This window comes from Bradyrhizobium liaoningense, from assembly GCF_018130785.1.
Classification (GTDB): Bacteria; Pseudomonadota; Alphaproteobacteria; order Rhizobiales; family Xanthobacteraceae; genus Bradyrhizobium; species Bradyrhizobium liaoningense_A.
This window is the reverse complement of sequence record NZ_JAFCJT010000040.1, coordinates 17,313-35,661: the sequence shown is the minus strand read 5'-3', so window position 1 is coordinate 35,661 and position 18,349 is coordinate 17,313. Positions and strand designations below refer to the sequence as shown.

The 18,349-nt window shown below is 65.2% G+C and carries 15 protein-coding genes; 10 read left to right on the top strand and 5 right to left on the bottom strand.

The features are described 5' to 3' along the window. Positions 1-216: 216 nt before the first annotated feature. Positions 217-1,224, bottom strand: a complete 1,008-nt coding sequence (locus JQ627_RS37660) for a polyprenyl synthetase family protein (protein WP_212489380.1) — start codon at positions 1,222-1,224, stop codon at positions 217-219. A 133-nt stretch (positions 1,225-1,357) separates the two neighbouring features. Between JQ627_RS37660 and JQ627_RS37655 the strand changes: the two genes are divergently transcribed. The 6 genes from JQ627_RS37655 (at position 1,358) to glyS (ending at position 7,032) form a co-directional block, all read left to right on the top strand. After that, positions 1,358-1,585, top strand: a complete 228-nt coding sequence (locus JQ627_RS37655) for a DUF2007 domain-containing protein (RefSeq protein WP_014497336.1) — start codon at positions 1,358-1,360, stop codon at positions 1,583-1,585. After that, positions 1,578-2,345 (top strand): tRNA1(Val) (adenine(37)-N6)-methyltransferase, encoded by a 768-nt coding sequence (locus JQ627_RS37650; RefSeq protein WP_212489379.1) that lies wholly within the window; start codon positions 1,578-1,580, stop codon positions 2,343-2,345. Before JQ627_RS37655 ends, JQ627_RS37650 begins: the two co-directional genes overlap by 8 nt. 214 nt (positions 2,346-2,559) lie before the next feature. Beyond that, positions 2,560-3,468, top strand: coding sequence for a S49 family peptidase (locus JQ627_RS37645; RefSeq protein WP_212489378.1), 909 nt, complete (start codon positions 2,560-2,562; stop codon positions 3,466-3,468). A gap of 114 nt (positions 3,469-3,582) precedes the next feature. Next, positions 3,583-3,774 carry a hypothetical protein gene (locus tag JQ627_RS37640; protein WP_212489377.1) on the top strand — a complete coding sequence of 64 codons (192 nt, stop codon included), beginning with the start codon at positions 3,583-3,585 and terminating at the stop codon, positions 3,772-3,774. A 223-nt stretch (positions 3,775-3,997) separates the two neighbouring features. After that, a complete protein-coding gene (locus JQ627_RS37635) occupies positions 3,998-4,933 on the top strand; it encodes a glycine--tRNA ligase subunit alpha (protein WP_212489376.1) in 936 nt (311 codons plus the stop codon). Then, positions 4,933-7,032, top strand: a complete 2,100-nt coding sequence (gene glyS, locus JQ627_RS37630; RefSeq protein WP_212489375.1) for a glycine--tRNA ligase subunit beta — start codon at positions 4,933-4,935, stop codon at positions 7,030-7,032. Before JQ627_RS37635 ends, glyS begins: the two co-directional genes overlap by 1 nt. Positions 7,033-7,271: 239 nt before the next feature. Here the strand turns inward: glyS and JQ627_RS37625 are convergent, their stop codons facing one another. After that, the gene (locus JQ627_RS37625) at positions 7,272-7,625 is read right to left on the bottom strand and encodes a DUF1236 domain-containing protein (RefSeq protein ID WP_212489374.1); all 354 of its coding nucleotides are present in this window, start codon (positions 7,623-7,625) and stop codon (positions 7,272-7,274) included. A gap of 223 nt (positions 7,626-7,848) precedes the next feature. On the opposite strand from JQ627_RS37625, the gene JQ627_RS37620 reads away from it, so the two are divergent. From JQ627_RS37620 to JQ627_RS37610, 3 genes are all read left to right on the top strand, one after another. After that, complete coding sequence (locus JQ627_RS37620; RefSeq protein ID WP_014497329.1) at positions 7,849-8,004, top strand: DUF3096 domain-containing protein; 156 nt, start codon at positions 7,849-7,851, stop codon at positions 8,002-8,004. A 96-nt stretch (positions 8,005-8,100) separates the two neighbouring features. Continuing rightward, positions 8,101-11,064, top strand: a complete 2,964-nt coding sequence (gene ppdK / locus JQ627_RS37615) for a pyruvate, phosphate dikinase (protein ID WP_212489373.1) — start codon at positions 8,101-8,103, stop codon at positions 11,062-11,064. A 509-nt stretch (positions 11,065-11,573) separates the two neighbouring features. After that, entirely contained in the window at positions 11,574-13,016 is a 1,443-nt protein-coding gene (locus JQ627_RS37610; RefSeq protein ID WP_212489372.1) for a cell wall hydrolase, read from the top strand. A 108-nt stretch (positions 13,017-13,124) separates the two neighbouring features. Here JQ627_RS37610 and nadC read toward each other — a convergent pair whose 3' ends face one another. Genes nadC through nadA form a run of 3 tightly spaced genes read right to left on the bottom strand, consistent with a single transcriptional unit; the run spans position 13,125 to position 16,737 of the window. Then, positions 13,125-14,003: a carboxylating nicotinate-nucleotide diphosphorylase gene (nadC, locus tag JQ627_RS37605; protein ID WP_212489371.1), complete on the bottom strand. Its 879-nt coding sequence runs from the start codon at positions 14,001-14,003 to the stop codon at positions 13,125-13,127. A 10-nt stretch (positions 14,004-14,013) separates the two neighbouring features. Next, the gene (locus tag JQ627_RS37600) at positions 14,014-15,621 is read right to left on the bottom strand and encodes an L-aspartate oxidase (RefSeq protein ID WP_212489370.1); all 1,608 of its coding nucleotides are present in this window, start codon (positions 15,619-15,621) and stop codon (positions 14,014-14,016) included. Positions 15,622-15,630: 9 nt separating this feature from the next. Next, on the bottom strand, positions 15,631-16,737 hold the full coding sequence (nadA, locus tag JQ627_RS37595) for a quinolinate synthase NadA (RefSeq protein ID WP_212489369.1): 1,107 nt from the start codon (positions 16,735-16,737) through the stop codon (positions 15,631-15,633). Between the two features lie 327 nt (positions 16,738-17,064). Between nadA and JQ627_RS37590 the strand changes: the two genes are divergently transcribed. Continuing rightward, positions 17,065-18,318, top strand: a complete 1,254-nt coding sequence (locus JQ627_RS37590) for an MFS transporter (protein WP_212489368.1) — start codon at positions 17,065-17,067, stop codon at positions 18,316-18,318. Positions 18,319-18,349 lie beyond the last annotated feature (31 nt).

Below are 18,349 nucleotides of genomic sequence, written 5' to 3'. Positions count from 1 at the left end.
AAAGTCCTCACCATCCTCAACGCCATGCTCAGGGACCAAAAACAATGGCAACCCGCTTGACGAAGAACACAGTCGCTGAGGCGCCGGAGCGTAGCGGGGGCCTCGAAGGGCGACGGCCCGGATGCATCCGGGCCGTTCATCCTTGGCTCGCTACGCGAGTGCCGCAGGATGACGGGGCTGATAGTGGTGCGGAAGCGGAGCGCTAAGCCGTTTCGCTCAGTGCGACCGCGCCAGGCAGAACGCCACGACCTGCTCGAGCGCGCTCTTCATCGGCGAGGACGGGAACAGCGCCAGCGCGTCGACGGCCATGGCGCCGTAGTGCTGGGCGCGGCTGAGCGTATCTTCCAGTGCGCGGTGCTTGTTCATCAGGCCGATGGCGTGATCCAGGTCGGTGTCGCCGATCTCGCCGCGCTCGAGCGCGCGGATCCAGAAGGCGCGCTCGGTGTCGTTGCCGCGGCGGAAGGCGAGCACGACCGGCAGGGTGATCTTGCCCTCGCGGAAATCGTCGCCGGTGTTCTTGCCGAGCTTGGCGCTCTTGCCGCCATAGTCGAGCACGTCGTCGACGAGCTGGAAGGCGATGCCGAGATTCATGCCGACCGAGCGGCAGGCGGTCTGCTCCGCCTTCGGGCGGTTGGCGATGACGGGGCCGACCTCGCAGGCCGCCGCGAACAGCTCGGCGGTCTTGCCGCGGATCACGGCGAGATATTCATCCTCGGTTGTGGCGGTATTCTTGGCGGCGGCAAGCTGCATCACCTCGCCCTCGGCGATGGTGGCGGCGGCCGCGGAGAGGATGTCGAGCGCGCGGAGCGAGCCGACCTCGACCATCATGCGGAAGGCCTGGCCGAGCAGGAAGTCGCCGACCAGCACGCTCGCCTCATTGCCCCAGAGCATGCGGGCCGAGAGCTTGCCGCGGCGCATCTCGCTCTCGTCGACGACGTCGTCGTGGAGCAGGGTGGCGGTGTGCATGAACTCGACGGAAGCGGCGAGCTTGATGTGGCCGTCGCCGGCGTAGCCGGCGAGGTTGGCCATGGCGAGCGTCAGCATCGGCCGCAGGCGCTTGCCGCCGGAGGAGATCAGATGGTTGGCGACCTCCGGGATCATGGTCACGTCCGAACCGGTCCGCGACAGGATCGTGGCGTTGACGCGCTCCATGTCACCGGCGACAAGGGCAACCAGCTCTTCGATCGACGCGCCGGGAGTTTCGAAAGGTACGATGACGGCCACGCCGGTCTCCAATATTTGCCCCGGAAGGGCTATTCTGATGGAAAGACAATAGAAACTGGCAGCGGATGCGGCAAGTGCCGCGGAACCATTGACATTTGCCGCTTTAGCCCCTTTCAGGCAGGAGACCTGCGTTTTGCGTGAACTGGTTCGAACCAACGATATGGTGCTGGTGTCGGCGATCGGCGCGCTGCTCGACGGCGCCAACATCCATCATCTGGTGCTGGACCAGAACATGAGCATTATCGAGGGCTCGCTGGGCATCCTGCCGCGGCGGATCCTGGTCCATGAGGATGACGCCCAGGAGGCCAGGGAGCTCCTCACCGAGGCCGGCCTCAGCCATGAACTGCGCGGCGATGATTGACGTCGTCACAGACTTCACCGAGGACGCCTTTCTCGGCGGGCAATTGCGGCTGAGGCAGAAGCGGTCCGGCCACCGCGCCGGGCATGACGCCATCCTGCTTGCGGCGGCGACGGAAGCGCGGGCGGGCGACCGCGTGGTCGATCTCGGCGCCGGCATCGGCGCGGCCGGGCTGGCGCTCGGCCGGCGCGTCGCCGGTATCGGGCTGAGCCTGGTCGAGATCGATCCGGAACTGGCGGAGCTCGCGCGCGCCAATGCGGCAGCGAATGGAATTACCGCGGAGACGATCGTGCTCGACGTCACGGCCGACGCGCAGGCATTTGCGGCAAATGGCCTCGCGCCTGACAGCGTCGACGCCGTGCTGATGAACCCGCCCTTCAACGACCCCGCACGCCATCGCGGCTCGCCCGATCAGATGCGCCAGACCGCGCATGTCGCGACCGGCGAGACGCTGAATAGCTGGGTGCACGCGGCGCGGCGCATCCTCCGATCGAATGGCGCGCTGACCCTGATCTGGCGTGCAGATGGGATCGCAGAGGTCATGGCAGCGCTGTCACGCGGCTTCGGCAGCCTGTCGATCCTGCCGGTTCATGGCGAGGCGAGACGGCCCGCGATCCGCGTGCTGGTGCGCGCAGTCAAAGGCGGTCGGGCTCCGACGCGACTGCTGCCGGGCCTCATGCTCAACGATGAGTCACGCGTGCCTGAAAATCAGGTGACGGAGATTCTGGAAGGGAGGGCGCCCTTGCCGCTGGCGGAGCCGTGACGGCTTACTGCGGAAGCGATTCCGACTGCTGCTCTTGCGGGGTCGTCAGGCGGATCGCCATGAACAGTGCTCCGACCAGCAGCATCAGCAGATAGATTTTCATGGTGTTCTCCGCTGCCCCATTGCAGCTTCCCAACGGCAAATCTGCAAAACACGTTCCGGGCACTTCCAATGACAGTCGCGTGATAAGAAATGGTTAATCAGAGGTAACGGCATGGCCGAACAATTGAACGATCGTGAGGGTTCCGGCCTGGCCGACAAGCTCATGCAATACCTGCCGGCGCGCTTCCGACCCGGCACGGCGGTGGTGCCGGTGGTGCGGCTGTCCGGTGTGATCGGTGCGGTGACGCCGCTGCGCCCGGGCATGACGCTTGCGGGCGTCGCGCGGGTGCTGGAGCGGGCGTTTTCGTATCGGAACGCCAAGGCCGTGGCGCTGGTGATCAATTCGCCCGGCGGCTCGCCGGTGCAGTCGCGCCAGATCTATCTGCGCATCAAGCAGCTCGCGGCAGAGAAGAAGCTGCCGGTGCTGGTGTTCGTCGAGGATGTCGCTGCGTCCGGCGGCTACATGATCGCCTGCGCCGGCGACGAGATCATATGCGATCCGTCCTCCATCCTCGGCTCGATCGGCGTGGTCGGCGGCAGCTTTGGTTTCCAGGAGGCGATCAAGCGGCTCGGCATCGAGCGGCGGCTCTACACGGCCGGCTCGCACAAGGCGATGCTCGACCCGTTCCTCCCGGAAAACCCCGACGATGTCGCCAAGCTGAAGGCGCTCCAGCGCGAGATCCACCAGATCTTCATCGCGCTGGTGAAGGAGAGCCGCGGCGCGCGGCTGAAGGGCGCCGACGACACCTTGTTCACCGGCGAATACTGGGCCGGCGAGAGTTCGATCGCGCTGGGGCTCGCCGACGGGATCGGCGATCTCCGCTCAACTCTTCGTGCCCGCTATGGTGAGAAGGTTCTCACCCCCGTGATTGCGCAGCCAACCGGTTTGCTCTCGGGCTTTTTGGGGCGGAAATCGGCCGGTGCGGGGCAGCTTTCGGCCATGGAATCAATGGCCGGTCTGCCGGACGAGCTGATCTCGGCGGTCGAGACGCGGGCGATTTGGGCGAAATTCGGGTTCTAGGGCGCGCGCTGCCGCGCCATTTGGTCCAAGGGGATTCAAGCCGAGCCAATTGCGGGGCGGCCTGGTCTGCGCAACAATGTGCGTGGGGGCTGAGCACTCAACAAGGATCGACAGATGCCGCCGTTCGTCGCTTTCGCAGGCGTCCTGGGCGGGCTTGCCGTGGTCCGCTGGGCCTACAAGACCGCCGTCCGGATCAACCAGGAGCTGGAGGAGATGCGCCTGTCGCGCGTCGCCGAGGCCGCCCATGCCGGGGAAATTCAGAAGCTGAAACGTGACCCCGTGACCGGAGCGTATCGGCCCGGCTAGGCCGCGCTGCCGTAGGGTGGGCAAAGGCGCTCATGCGCTGTGCCCACCATTCCCTTTGTAACTGTGGTGACGATGGTGGGCACGCTTCGCTTTGCCCACCCCACCGCACCGTTCGGGGTGAGGGGCTGATCGGCCCGAATCCGCCCCCTTTGCCTTGATTCCCATCCCCGCCGTCGATACGGTCCCGCGCGATTCAAACCCCCCGCGAGAGCCTGATCTGACGATGGACGCCTCATTGCCCGCCCATATGCGCCCGGAACGCTCGTTCCAGGGCTTCATCCTCGCGCTCCAGCGGTTCTGGGCCGAGCAGGGCTGCGTGATTCTGCAGCCCTACGACATGGAGATGGGCGCGGGCACCTTCCATCCGGCGACGACGCTCCGCGCGCTCGGGCCGAAGCCCTGGAACGCCGCCTATGTGCAGCCCTCGCGCCGGCCCAAGGACGGCCGCTACGGCGAGAATCCGAACCGGATGCAGCACTACTACCAGTTCCAGGTGATCATGAAGCCGTCGCCGCCGAACCTTCAGGAGCTGTACCTGAAGTCGCTCGCCGCGATCGGCATCGATTCCGCCGTGCACGACATCCGCTTTGTCGAGGACGACTGGGAGAGCCCGACGCTCGGCGCCTGGGGACTCGGCTGGGAGTGCTGGTGCGACGGTATGGAAGTCAGCCAGTTCACCTATTTCCAGCAGGTCGCAGGCTTCGAATGCGCGCCGGTTGCGGGCGAGCTCACTTACGGTCTCGAGCGCCTGGCGATGTACGTGCAGGGCGTCGACCGCGTCTACGACCTCAATTTTAATGGCCGCGAGGGCGCCGCCAAGGTGACGTATGGCGATGTGTTCCTGCAAGCGGAGCGGGAATACTCGAAGCACAATTTTGAAGTTGCCGACACCGCGATGCTGTTCGAGCAGTTCAAGATGGCCGAGGCTGCGTGCAGAAAGTACCTGGAGGCAGGCTGGAAGGACGGCAAGCGCGAGGCGCATCTGATGGCGCTGCCGGCCTACGACCAGTGCATCAAGGCGAGCCACGTCTTCAACCTGCTCGATGCGCGCGGCGTGATCTCCGTGACCGAGCGGCAGAGCTACATTCTTCGGGTGCGCGAGCTGGCCAAGGCCTGCGGCGAGGCCTGGATCCATACTGAAGCGGGCGGAGCGGCCTGATGCCCGATCTTTTGCTTGAACTCTTCTCGGAAGAAATCCCCGCGCGCATGCAGGCCAAGGCGGCCGACGATCTGCGCCGCATGGTCACCGACAAGCTCGTCGCGGAAGGCCTCGTCTATGAGGGCGCCAAAGCGTTCGCGACGCCGCGCCGCCTTGCGCTGACCGTGCACGGAATCCCTACGCGCCAGCCCGATCTGAAGACCGAGCGCCGCGGCCCCAAGATCGGCGCGGCCGATGCGGCGGTTCAGGGTTTTCTGAAAGCGACGGGTTTGCAGTCGCTGGATGAGGCCAAGATCCAGCGCGACCCCAAGGGCGATTTTTACATCGCGCTGATCGAGAAGCCCGGCCGCGACGCGATCGACGTGCTCGCGGAAATTCTGCCCGTCATCATCCGCACCTTCCCCTGGCCGAAATCGATGCGCTGGGGCTCGCGCTCGGGCAAGCCGGGCTCGCTGAGCTGGGTGCGTCCGCTGCACGCGATCACCGCGACCTTTGGGCCCGAGACGGAAGAGCCCGATGTCGTGAAATTCTCGGTCGACGGCATCGAGACCGGCCAGACCACCTACGGCCATCGCTTCATGGCGCCGGCTGCGATTTCCGTGCGCCGTTTCGAGGACTATGAGGCGAAGCTGAAGGCGGCAAAAGTCATCCTCGATCCGCAGGCGCGCAAGGACATCATCTTCGCCGACGCCAAGGAGTTGACGTTCGCGCAAGGGTTCGAACTGGTCGAGGATCAGGTGCTGCTGGATGAGGTATCCGGCTTGGTCGAATGGCCTGTCGTCATGATGGGATCATTCGAGCCGGAATATCTCGCGATCCCGGAAGAGGTGATCCGCGCCACCATCCGCAACAACCAGAAGTGCTTCGTCGTCAGGGATTCCAAGACGGGCAAGCTGACCAACAAGTTCGTCCTCACCGCCAATATCGAGGCGGCCGACGGCGGCAAGGTCATCGTATCCGGCAACGAGCGCGTGATCCGTCCGCGCCTGTCGGATGCGAAGTTCTTCTACGAGACGGACCTGAAGACGAAGCTCGAGGATCGGCTGCCGAAGTTCGAGCAGATCGTGTTCCACGAGAAACTCGGCACGCAGGCCGCGCGCATCAAGCGCATCGAACGCCTTGCCGCCGAGATCGCGCCGCTCGTTGGCGCCGATGTCGCGAAGGCCAAGCGCGCCGCGCATCTGGCGAAAGCGGACTTGTTGACCGAAGTCGTCGGCGAGTTCCCTGAAGTGCAGGGCCTGATGGGCAAGTATTACGCGCTGGCGCAGGGCGAGAATGCGTCCGTCGCTGCCGCTTGCGAGGAGCACTACAAGCCGCAAGGCCCGACCGATCGCGTGCCGACCGATCCGGTCAGCGTGGCGGTCGCGCTCGCCGATAAGCTCGATACGCTCGTCGGGTTCTGGGCCATCGACGAGAAGCCGACGGGCAGCAAGGACCCGTATGCGCTGCGGCGTGCGGCGCTGGGCGTGATCCGGCTGATCGCTGAGAACAACCTGCGTCTGTCGCTCGTGAAGGTGGCGGCGTCCGCACTCGCCGGCTTGTCCGTGAAGTCGGCCGATGCGGAGAAGCTTCCAAGCGATCTCCTCGCCTTCTTCGCCGACCGCCTCAAGGTCCAGCTCCGCGAGCAGGGCGCGCGTCACGATCTCGTCGATGCCGTGTTTGCCCTCGGCGGCCAGGACGATCTTCTCATGATCGTCCGCCGCGTCGAGGCGCTCGGAAAATTCCTCGAATCCGACGACGGCAAGAATTTGCTCGCCGGCACCAAGCGCGCCAGCAACATTCTCTCGATCGAGGAGAAGAAGGACAAACGCGCGTTCGACGGCGCGCCGGATGCTACGCTCTACAGCCTCAATGAAGAGAAGGCACTGGCAAAGGCGATTGGCGAGGTGAAGACGGAAGCCAGCGCCGCCGTCGCCAGGGAAGACTTTGCGGCTGCGATGAGCGCGATGGCAAAGCTGCGTCCGCCGGTCGATGCGTTCTTCGACAAGGTTCGCGTCAACGACGACGATGCGAAGGTGCGCGAGAACAGGTTGAAGCTGCTCAACGAGATCCGCAGTGCGACGCGTGCGGTGGCAGATTTCTCGAAGATCCAGGATTGAGACTCGGTCGCGCGGCAAACACCGCTGTCATTCCGGGCTCGCGCCAAGTGGCGCGCCCCGGAATGACGAAGCACAAAAAAGCCCCGCCCGGCGGGGGGAAACCGGGCAGGGCCTGATGTCCGATTTATACTGCTCGCGCCAGCCTGATTGAAGTGACGCGCCGGACATCGAGTTGAACGACCGCGTTTTCAAGCGAAGTGGATACCGGTTCGCGTGAAGAAAACGCGTTCAATAAGAATTTAGTCCATCACCTCGACGATGCGCCGCGAGCGCGGCTCGACCAGCACGGTTTCGCCGTTCACGACGGTGTAGCGATAGGTGGTGGCGCCGAAACGCTGCGGCACGTCATAATAGGTGATGCCGGTTTCGGGTAACGTGCTCCCGACCACCACGCGATCCGGGACACGGAAGGCCGGCACACGTTGCTCGACGACATATTCGCGAAAGGCCGGCCGCTGTTCGACCGCAATCGTCGGGCTGCTGTCGACCACGACGGGCGCGCGTCCCACCGTGACACCGCTTTGCGCCTGCGCCGCGACGGGCGAGCCAATCGCGGCCGCGAGCGCTGCAAGAGCAAGAATCCTGTTCCGCATGGACAACTCCTTCGAGAAGGTTTTCGGGAAGCGCCAGTGGCGCGACCGGTTGCCAATGCTGCGACGCGGACGATGTTCCGGAAAATGCCCTGCCGCATTCGGGGCATTTTCGGGCAGATTTCGCGAAGCCCGGAACCCCCGCGGCGCTGGTGCGTCTCTACCCGCGGAACCCGGTCCGCTATGATCCGGCTGCGATTCGCCTCACGCTACGGAAAGACAATTCATGCACATCACCGTCGCCCATATCTCGCCGCTTCTGTCGCTGCTTGCGGGCGTGCTCATCCTGATCATGCCGCGCCTTCTCAACCTGATCGTCGCGATCTTTCTCATCATAAATGGTGCGATCGGACTCGGATTGTTGAAGTGGCTCCATCTCTAGGCCTTCATTTTCCGGAACTCTTCGACTTGCGCGGGCCTGCCCAAAGTGGTGTAAGGCGCGCGATTTCCCTTTCCTCTCGCAGGTTGTGTGCAAGCTATGGCCAAAGCCGCCTCGAAGCCCAATAAAACTCCAGCGAAATCAAAGTCATCTGCCGCGGCGAAAGCCGCGCCGGCGGCTCGCAAGGCGCTCGCCAAGAGCACCTTGAAGAGCGCCCCGAAACCGGTCGCCAAGACAGCTGTAAAGACGGCTGCAAAGTCCGCTCCAAAGCCGGCTGCGAAGCCCGCAGCGAAGGCTGCGACCAAGGCGGCCGCGCCGAAGGTTGCCGTGAAGCCCGCCCCCAAAAAGGCCGCGCCCGCCAAGGCGGCGCCAGCCGCGGCCAAGGCCGGGAAATGGGTGTTCACCTTCGGCGACGGCAAGGCCGAAGGCCGGACGGAGATGCGCGACCTGCTTGGCGGCAAGGGCGCCAACCTCGCCGAGATGGCCAATCTCGGCCTGCCGGTGCCTCCGGGTTTCACCATCCCGACCTCGGTCTGCACGTACTTCTATGCGCACGACAAGTCCTATCCGAAGGAATTGCAGTCGCAGGTTGAGAAGGCGCTCGACTATGTCGGCAAGTTGACCGGCAAGGTGTTCGGCGATTCCAGGAACCCGCTGCTCGTCTCCGTGCGCTCCGGTGCGCGCGCCTCGATGCCGGGCATGATGGACACCGTGCTCAATCTCGGCCTCAACGACGAGACCGTGGAAGCGCTGTCGGAACTGTCGGGCGACCGTCGCTTCGCCTATGACAGCTATCGTCGCTTCATCACCATGTATTCGGACGTGGTGCTCGGCTTCGAGCATCATCACTTCGAGGAAATCCTCGACACCTTCAAGGACAGCCAGGGCTACACGCTCGACACAGATCTGTCGGCCGAGGACTGGGTCGATCTCGTCGGCAAGTACAAGGACGCGGTCGCGCGCGAGACCGGCAAGGATTTCCCGCAGGATCCGCACGACCAGCTCTGGGGCGCGATCGGCGCGGTGTTTTCATCCTGGATGAACGCGCGCGCGGTGACCTATCGCAAGCTGCACGACATTCCGGAATCCTGGGGAACCGCGGTCAATGTGCAGGCCATGGTGTTCGGCAACATGGGCGAGACGTCTGCGACCGGCGTCGCCTTTACGCGCAACCCCTCGACCGGCGAGAGCAAGCTCTACGGCGAGTTCCTGATCAACGCGCAAGGCGAGGACGTGGTGGCGGGCATCCGCACACCGCAGGACATCACCGAGGAAGCGCGCAAGGAATCCGGTTCCGACAAGGCGTCGATGGAAGCGGCGATGCCGGAAGCCTTCAAGGAGCTGACGCGGATCTACACGCTGCTTGAGAAGCACTACCGCGACATGCAGGACATGGAGTTCACGGTCGAGCAGGGCAAGCTGTGGATGCTCCAGACCCGCGGTGGCAAGCGTACTGCCAAGGCGGCCTTGCGCATCGCGGTCGAGCTCGCCAATGAAGGCCTGATCACCAAGAAGGAAGCGGTGACGCGGATCGATCCCGCCTCGCTCGACCAGCTGCTGCATCCGACCATCGATCCCGACGCCAAGCGCGACGTGATCGCGACCGGCCTGCCGGCCTCGCCCGGCGCGGCCTCCGGCGAGATCGTGTTCTCCTCGGACGAGGCGGCCAAACTCCAGGGCGACGGGCGCAAGGTGATCCTGGTCCGCATCGAGACCAGCCCGGAAGACATCCACGGCATGCACGCCGCCGAAGGCATCCTGACCACCCGCGGCGGCATGACCTCGCATGCTGCGGTGGTCGCGCGTGGCATGGGCAAGCCCTGCGTCTCCGGCTGCGGCACCATCCGAGTCGATTACGGCCGCGGCACCATGAGCATCGGCTCGCGCACCTTCAAGACCGGCGACGTCATCACCATCGACGGCTCGCTCGGCCAGGTGCTCGCCGGTCGCATGCCGATGATCGAGCCGGAGCTGTCCGGCGAGTTCGGCACGCTGATGAAATGGGCTGACCAGGTCCGCAAGATCGGCGTGCGCGTGAATGGCGATACGCCGGAGGACGCGCGCACCGCGATCAAGTTCGGCGCGGAAGGTATCGGCCTGTGCCGCACCGAGCACATGTTCTTCGAGGAGACGCGCATCCGCACGGTGCGCGAGATGATCCTCTCCGAGGACGAGCAGTCGCGCCGCGCCGCGCTCGCAAAGCTGCTGCCGATGCAGCGCGCCGACTTCGTCGAGCTGTTCGAGATCATGAAGGGCCTGCCCGTCACGATCCGCCTGCTCGACCCGCCGCTGCACGAGTTCCTGCCGCACACCCATGCCGAGGTCGAGGAAGTGGCGCGTGCCATGAACACCGATCCGCGGCGCCTGGCCGACCGCGCGCGCGAGCTCTCGGAGTTCAATCCGATGCTCGGGTTCCGCGGCTGCCGCATCGCGATCGCCTATCCGGAGATCGCCGAGATGCAGGCGCGCGCGATCTTCGAAGCCGCCGTCGAGGCCGAGAAGCGTACCGGCAAGTCCGTCGGCCTCGAGGTGATGGTGCCGCTGATCGCCACCAAGATGGAGCTCGACCTCGTCAAGGCGCGCATCGACGCCACCGCGAAGGCGGTGATGCGCGATACCAACACCAAGATCGCCTACCAGGTCGGCACCATGATCGAACTGCCGCGCGCCTGCCTGCTCGCAGCCGAGATCGCGGAGAGCGCCGAGTTCTTCTCGTTCGGCACCAACGACCTCACGCAGACCACCTACGGCATCAGCCGCGACGACGCGGCGAGCTTCCTCGGTCCCTACGTGACGAAGGGCATCCTGTCGGTCGATCCCTTCGTCGCGCTCGACCAGGAAGGCGTCGGCGAGCTCGTCAAGATCGGCGTCGCGCGCGGCCGCAAGACGCGCACTTCGCTCAAGGTCGGCATCTGCGGCGAGCACGGCGGCGATCCCGCCTCCGTTGCGTTCTGCCATAACATCGGCCTCGACTACGTCTCCTGCTCGCCCTACCGCGTGCCGATTGCCCGTCTCGCAGCGGCGCAGGCCGCGCTCGGCAAGGCCGTGGCGAGCCAGGCGTAAGCGACGCGTTGAAGTGGTGAATGCGAAGAGGCGGGGCCAGAGGCTCCGCCTCTTTCATTTTGCGTGATGATAAGTGTGTTGCATGCGCAACCCGCCACACACACAGTGTCATCGCCCGCGAAGGCGGGCGATCCAGTACTCCGTGACGGTTGTGATTGAATCGAAAAGCTGCGGCGTACTGGATGCCCCGCCTTCGCGGGGCATGACAGCTGTGGTGGCGTGGAAGCACTTTGTGCAACACCGGGAACTCACACGCGTCCCGTAATGATACGCCCGCGCAACGGTTCGTTCACCATTCGCGTTGACCGAATATTTACCGCTTTACGAGAGGCGGCGTTTACCAACGTGCATCATTGCCCGTGAAAACACCTGCAATCGCTTGAGTGTGCCGCACGCGCAACGCCGATTAACGCCCCGGCAACCTAAATTGGATACTGACGATAAAGATCGAATTGTACGGACGTACTGCGGTTCGATTTTTCTGGCGTAAGCGTAGCGTGAGCGTGTCGATGTCAGTGTTGCGTAACCATCCGAAGGGCGCGCGGTTCGCGTCCTTCGGAATCGGTCTCTGCATCTTCGCATTGATGCCGAGAGAGACCGGCTATCAGGATATCGCGTCGTTGCTGGCGCGTCAGCCCGGCGTCGCCGAGCGCTGGCAGAAGCAGGTGTTTTCCGCCGCGTCCTCGATCCAGCTCGCCACCTACAGCTTTTCTCGCCCGATCGGCACGTCGCTTCCGCAGAGCACGATGGTTCGCCTCGCGAGCCTCGATGGTCGCGACGTCACCGGCGCGATCAGCCGCAATCCCGCGCTTCAGGTGCCGCCGCGCTACCAGGCCGCCGATTTTCCCAAGGTCGATCGCTCCATGAAGGGCGATCGCCTCGCAAGCGTCACACCCACGCAGGCTCCCGAGACGACCGCGCCGGCACAGCAAGATCCCGCGACATCGAACAGCTCGGTGTTCGGCGCCAAGACCGCCGCGTTGCCGCAAATCATGTCGCCGGAGTCCGCGGCCGCGCTCGATCCCGAGCTTCAGGAAGCGCTGCGCGCGCCGCCGCTGCCGCAATATGCCAATCCGCCACAGGCCAGTGACGCAGCGCGCGCGTTCGCGGTGCAGCCGCTCGAGGCGCTGAAGCAGGCGACCCTTCCGGAGGCACCGCCGCGCGATCCCTTCCGCGTCAAGACCTCGAACCTGTTCTTCGGCAGCTCCTCGCTCGGCGGTAATCTCGAGAGCATCGAGAGCTGGCAACCCGGCGCCGAGCCGCTGATCGTGATGCCCGACCCCGATATGAAGGTGACGGCCTCGCTGTCGCCGCCGTCGGCCGATATCGCCAAGGACATCGAAAGCGGCGAGAGCGTCGCGCCGAAGGGCGAGGTCAATGCCGACAACCAGCGTGCCAGATCACCGGCCGAGCGGCTCGCGCTCGACGACAAGTCGCGCGCAAAGTCCGAGAAGTGTCTTGCCGAAGCCGTCTATTTTGAATCGCGCGGCGAGGCCGTGCGTGGCCAGATGGCAGTTGCGCAAGTCGTGATGAACCGCGTCTTCTCCGGCAAATATCCGGACACCGTGTGCGGCGCGGTCTATCAGAACAAGCACCGCCATTTGGCCTGTCAGTTCACTTTCGCCTGCGACAACAATGCCGACGTCATCCGCGAGCCCGAGATGTGGGAACGCGCGAAAAAGATTTCGAAGGCGATGCTCGACGGCCAGATCTGGCTGCCTGAAGTGGGCAAGTCCACGCACTACCACGCCTATTGGGTGCGACCGTCCTGGGTCGCCGAGATGAAGAAGATGTACAAGACCGGCGTCCACACCTTCTATCGCCCGCGCGCCTGGGGCGACGGCAGCGAGGAACCGAGCTGGGGCACCCCGGCCCAGACCGCGGCACTTTCCGCCGAGCTCGCCCAGGAAGCCAAGAGTTCTGCCGAGATGGGTGTGAGCGAGCGAAGGTAATCATTCACAGAAGTTCGTCATGCCCGGGCTTGTCCCGGGCATCCACGTTCTTTGTGTTGCGAGGCGAGGCGTGGATGGCCGGGACGAGCCCGGCCATGACGGTGTGGGTTACGCCTCGATATCCAGCGCGCAGTCGAAGTTCGGGGCGGAATGCGTCAGCGCGCCGGATGAGGCGTAGTCGACGCCCGTCGCCGCGATGGCCGCGATCGAGTCTAGCGTGACGCCGCCGGATGCCTCCAGCTTGAGGCGCCCCTCGTTGAGCCTGACGGCCTCGCGCAGCGTCGCAAGGTCCATGTTGTCGAGCAGCACGGCATCGGCGAGCCCGCTGCCGAGCACCTCGCGCAATTGCGCGAGCGTATCGACCTCGATCTCGATCTTGACGAGGTGACCGGCATGGGCGCGGGCGCGCTCCAGCACCGGGCGGATGCCGCCGGCGACGGCGATGTGGTTGTCCTTGATCAGGATCGCATCGTCGAGCCCGAAGCGGTGGTTGAAGCCGCCGCCGCAGCGCACGGCGTATTTCTCAAGCGCCCGCAACCCCGGCGTGGTTTTCCGGGTGCAGCAGATGCGCATCTTGGTGCCTTCGGTCCGTGCAACATAGTCGGCCGTGAGCGTCGCGACGCCCGACAGGCGGCCGACGAAGTTCAGCGCGGTCCGCTCCGCCGTGAGAACGGCGCGCGCAGGACCGGAGATCGTCAGCACGTGCTGGCCGCGGGCAACCCGTGCGGCATCGCGGACCTGCGGGCGCACCTCGATATCGGGCGATAGTTTTTGCAGAGTCGCCAGCGCCAGCGGAAGACCGGCGATCACGCCGGACTGGCGCGCAACCAGGACGGCTTGGGCCTTGGTTGCCTCCGGGATCGTGGCGAGCGAGGTGATATCGCCGGCGCGGCCGAGATCCTCGTCGAGCGCGCGCTGCACGGCCTCGTCGATCGCGAGCGGCGACAAGAAGGCGTCGGGATAGAGCAGGGAGGTCGGGGTCATCATGGGGCTTCCTTCAGGCGATCATGGGTTGGGCGGTGCGGGGCAGCGGACGATCGGTGAGGCCATCGGCCACCTCGTGTGCCGCCGCGAGCGTCGTCATCGTTCTCCGTGCCAGGGCGGGGACATCCGCCGGATGATCCGCGCGGAAATGTGCGCCGCGGCTCTCGCGCCGGGTCCATGCTGCGGCTGCGACGAGCAGGGCCGTCGTTGCCATGTTGCGGACAGCGATGTTCGTTGCCTCGCGCTCGAGCGATGCAAAACTGCGTACGGCCTCGGCAAGTCCATCATTGTTGCGGATCACACCGACATGCGTGCTCATCATTGCCCGCAGCCGCGTCACGGCCGCAGCATCCGGCGCGCCGCCACGCGGTATCGCCGGCGCATCGGGAAGCCGGGCAGGCGAGCGGATGGCCCGGCCGGCGATGTCGTCAGCGATGCGGGCCGCATAGACCACGGCCTCCAGCAGTGAATTCGAAGCGAGCCGGTTGGCGCCATGCGCGCCGGTGGACGACACTTCGCCCCCGGCCCAGAGCCCGTCGATCGAGCTGCGGCCGCGCTCGTCGACCGTAATGCCGCCCATATGGTAGTGCGCGGCCGGCGCGATCGGGATGGCCTGCGTGGCGGCATCGATGCCGGCGGCGATGCAGCTCGCATATACGGTCGGAAATTTTTCGGCGAAGCGCGCACCGAGCGCCTCCCGCGCATCGAGGAAAGCCCCGCGCCCGGCCGCGATCTCGGCGAATACACCGCGCGCCACGATGTCGCGCGGCGCGAGCTCGGCGAGCGGATGATGCGCGAGCATGAAGCGCGCGCCATCGCCGTTGATCAGCGTCGCCCCTTCGCCGCGCAGCGCTTCGGTCGCAAGCGGCGCTGGATCGCGCCCGACCATGATGGCGGTCGGATGGAACTGCACGAACTCGGGATCGGCGATCGCGGCGCCGGCGCGTGCTGCGATCGCAAGGCCGGAGCCGCTGGCCTCGGTTGGGTTGGTCGTGACGGCATAGAGATGGCCGATGCCGCCGGTCGCCAGCACCACCGCACGAGAGGCGAGCAGGACCGGCGGTGCTGCCCAATTGCCGGCCTCGCGCAATTGAAGGCCGGTGACGGCGCCGCCCTCGGTCAGCAGCGCTTCGGCGACAAAGCCTTCGATCAGGTGGATCGAGGGCGTGCGGCGCACGGCGTCGCTTAACGCCGCGATGATCGCGGCACCCGCGCCGTCGCCGCGCACATGCACGATGCGCCGCGCCGAATGCGCGGCCTCGCGGCCGACAGCGAGCCTGCCTTCGAGGTCGCGGTCGAAGGGCACGCCATAGGCCAGCAGGTCGCGGATGCGCGGGGCGGCCTCGCGCGCGATCCCGAGCGCAATCGCTTCGTCGACGATCTCGCCGCCGACGGCGATCGTGTCGGCGGCGTGCGCCTCCGGCGTATCGCCTTCGGCAACGGCTGCAGCGATGCCGCCTTGGGCCCATGCGGACGACGCGCCCTGGCCGAGCGGCGCGGCCGAGATCAGCGTCACCGGCCGCGGCGCAAGCTTGAGCGCGCAAAAGAGTCCGGCAAGGCCGCCGCCGACGATGACGACGTCGTCGGTGGTGCGGGTGAGGTTGTGGATGTTGTCTTGCATGTTCTGTGCTCAATTCTTCAGATTGATCATGCGCTCGACCGAGCGCCGCGCGCGTTCCGCGAGCGCGGGATCGATCGTGACCTGCTCGCCAAGCGTGAGCAGGCTGTCCAGAATGTTGGCGAGCGTGATGCGCTTCATGTGCGGGCAGAGATTGCAGGGGCGGAGCATCTCCACATCAGGCAGCTCGGCGCGGACATTGTCGGCCATCGAGCATTCCGTGATCATGACGAGCCGCCGCGGTCGCCGCTCGCGCACCCAGTTGATCATGTGCGCGGTCGAGCCGGTGAAGTCGGCTTCCGCCAGCACGTCCGGCGGGCATTCGGGATGCGCGATGATCTGCACGGACGGGTCGGCCTCGCGATAGGCGCGCAGCTCGTCGCCCGTAAAACGCTCGTGCACCTCGCAGGCGCCCTTCCAGGCGATGATTTTCACGTCGGTCTTCGAGGCCACGTAAGTGGCGAGATAGCGATCGGGCAGGAAGATCACGCTCGGCGCGTTCAGGCTCTCGACCACTTGCACTGCGTTCGACGAAGTGCAGCAGATGTCGACCTCGGCCTTCACTTCCGCCGACGTGTTGACATAGGCGACGACAGGCACGCCGGGAAATTTTTCGCGGAGCAGGCGAACGTCCGCGCCCGTGATGCTGTCCGCGAGCGAGCAGCCGGCGCGCGCGTCCGGGATCAATACCGTCTTGTCCGGGTTGAGCAGCTTTGACGTCTCCGCCATGAAGTGCACGCCGCATTGCACGATGATGTCGGCCTTCACCTTGGTCGCTTCGACCGCGAGCTGAAGCGAGTCGCCGCCGATGTCGGCGACGCAATGAAAGATTTCCGGCGACTGATAGTTGTGCGCGAGGATCACGGCGCCCCGGGCCTGCTTCAGCTCGTTGATCGCCTTGATCGTCGGCGCCATCAGCGGCCACTCGATCGGGGGGATCACATGCTTCACGCGCTCGTAGAGCGGCGCAGTGGCCCGCTCGACTTCCGCAGTCCATTCCAGCGAGGGCATCGGCAGCGTGGGGCCGGTTCGCGCTGGTATGGCGCGAGGAGGGATGGGGACTTGGCCCTGCGGCCGGTTGGCAAAGTCGTCGGGGCCGTAAATTCCAGTGATAGGCATCGAAGCCTCCCAAGCTAATTATGCTCTATGTGAGTATATATAGAGCCTGAGAAATCCGGCCGAGAGGGCCGGTGCGGTTCTCACATATACTCAATCTGAGTAAATCAAAGATAACACGCGCCCGAGCACGCCGCTAGCCCCAGCCGCACACATTCCCGTCAAATCGCAGCCCGGTGCATCAGGGCAGGCCGTGTTGAAACGCAATGCTCCGGCGGCAGCCCTTCATAGAACGCAATCATTTTTGGCTTGGGATTTTCATGCATCTGCATTAAATGCCTGATTAGCGGTTGCCTATTCCGGATCCGCCAGCGACTGACGAGGAACACCATGTCCACTCAAGCGGGCGAGCTCGGTCCGGTCTCGCGTTCCTCCTCCTGGCGCACCCCGGCGATCATCATTCTCTGCGGCTGTGCGATCGGCATGCTCGGTTTCGGCCCGCGTTCGGCGCTGGGCTTTTTCGTGCAGCCGATGAGCCACGAATTCGCCTGGGGCCGCGACGTGTTCGGCCTCGCCATCGCCGTGCAGAACCTGCTGTGGGGATTGGGCCAGCCCTTTGCCGGCGCCGTCGCCGATCGCTTCGGCCTGTTCCGGGTGATGTGCGTCGGCGCTCTGCTCTATGCCGGCGGCCTGCTGTTGATGCGCTACTCCTCGACGCCGCTGTCCTTGAATCTCGGCGCGGGCGTCATGGTCGGCTTCGGTCTCGCCGGCTGCTCGTTCAACCTGGTCCTGTCGGCGTTCGCCAAGCTCTTGCCGGCCGAGAAGCGTGGCCTTGCGCTCGGCGCCGGCACCGCGGCGGGCTCGTTCGGCCAGTTCCTGTTCGCGCCCATCGGCGTGGCGCTGATCGATAATTTCGGCTGGCAGCAGGCGCTCACCGTGTTCGGCTTCCTGATGCTGTTGATCATCCCGCTGTCGCTGGCGCTGTCGACGCCGCCGGTCGCAACCACGACCAATGCGACGCCAGCGGATGAGCAGACCTTCACGAAAGCGCTCGCCGAAGCCTTCGGCCATCGCTCCTATGTGCTGCTGGTGCTCGGCTTCTTCACCTGCGGCTTCCAGCTCGCCTTCATCACCGTGCATCTGCCGGCGTTCCTGGTCGATCGCGGCATCTCGACGCAAACCGGCGGCTGGGTGATCGCGGCGATCGGCCTGTTCAACATCATGGGATCGCTCAGCGTCGGCTATCTCCAGAACTCGCTGCCGAAGCGCTACATCCTCTCGACCATCTATTTCACGCGTGCGCTTGCGACGCTCGCCTTCATCTCGTTCCCGATCACGCCGTTCTCGGCGATCGCGTTCGGTGCGGTTTCCGGTCTGACCTGGCTGTCGACCGTGCCGCCGACCTCGGCGCTGGTGGCGCTGATGTTCGGCACGCGCTGGCTTGCGACACTCTATGGCTTCGCCTTCGTCAGCCATCAGGTCGGCGGCTTCCTCGGCGTCTGGCTCGGCGGCATCGTGTTCGAGCGTTTCGGTTCCTACACGCCGATCTGGTGGCTCTCGATCCTGTTCGGCGTGCTCTCCGCGCTGATCAATCTTCCGATCGTGGAGAAACCGGTTCAGCGAGCGGTTGCGCAGCCTGCCTGATCGGCTAAACATCCCCGACCAACAAGTTAGG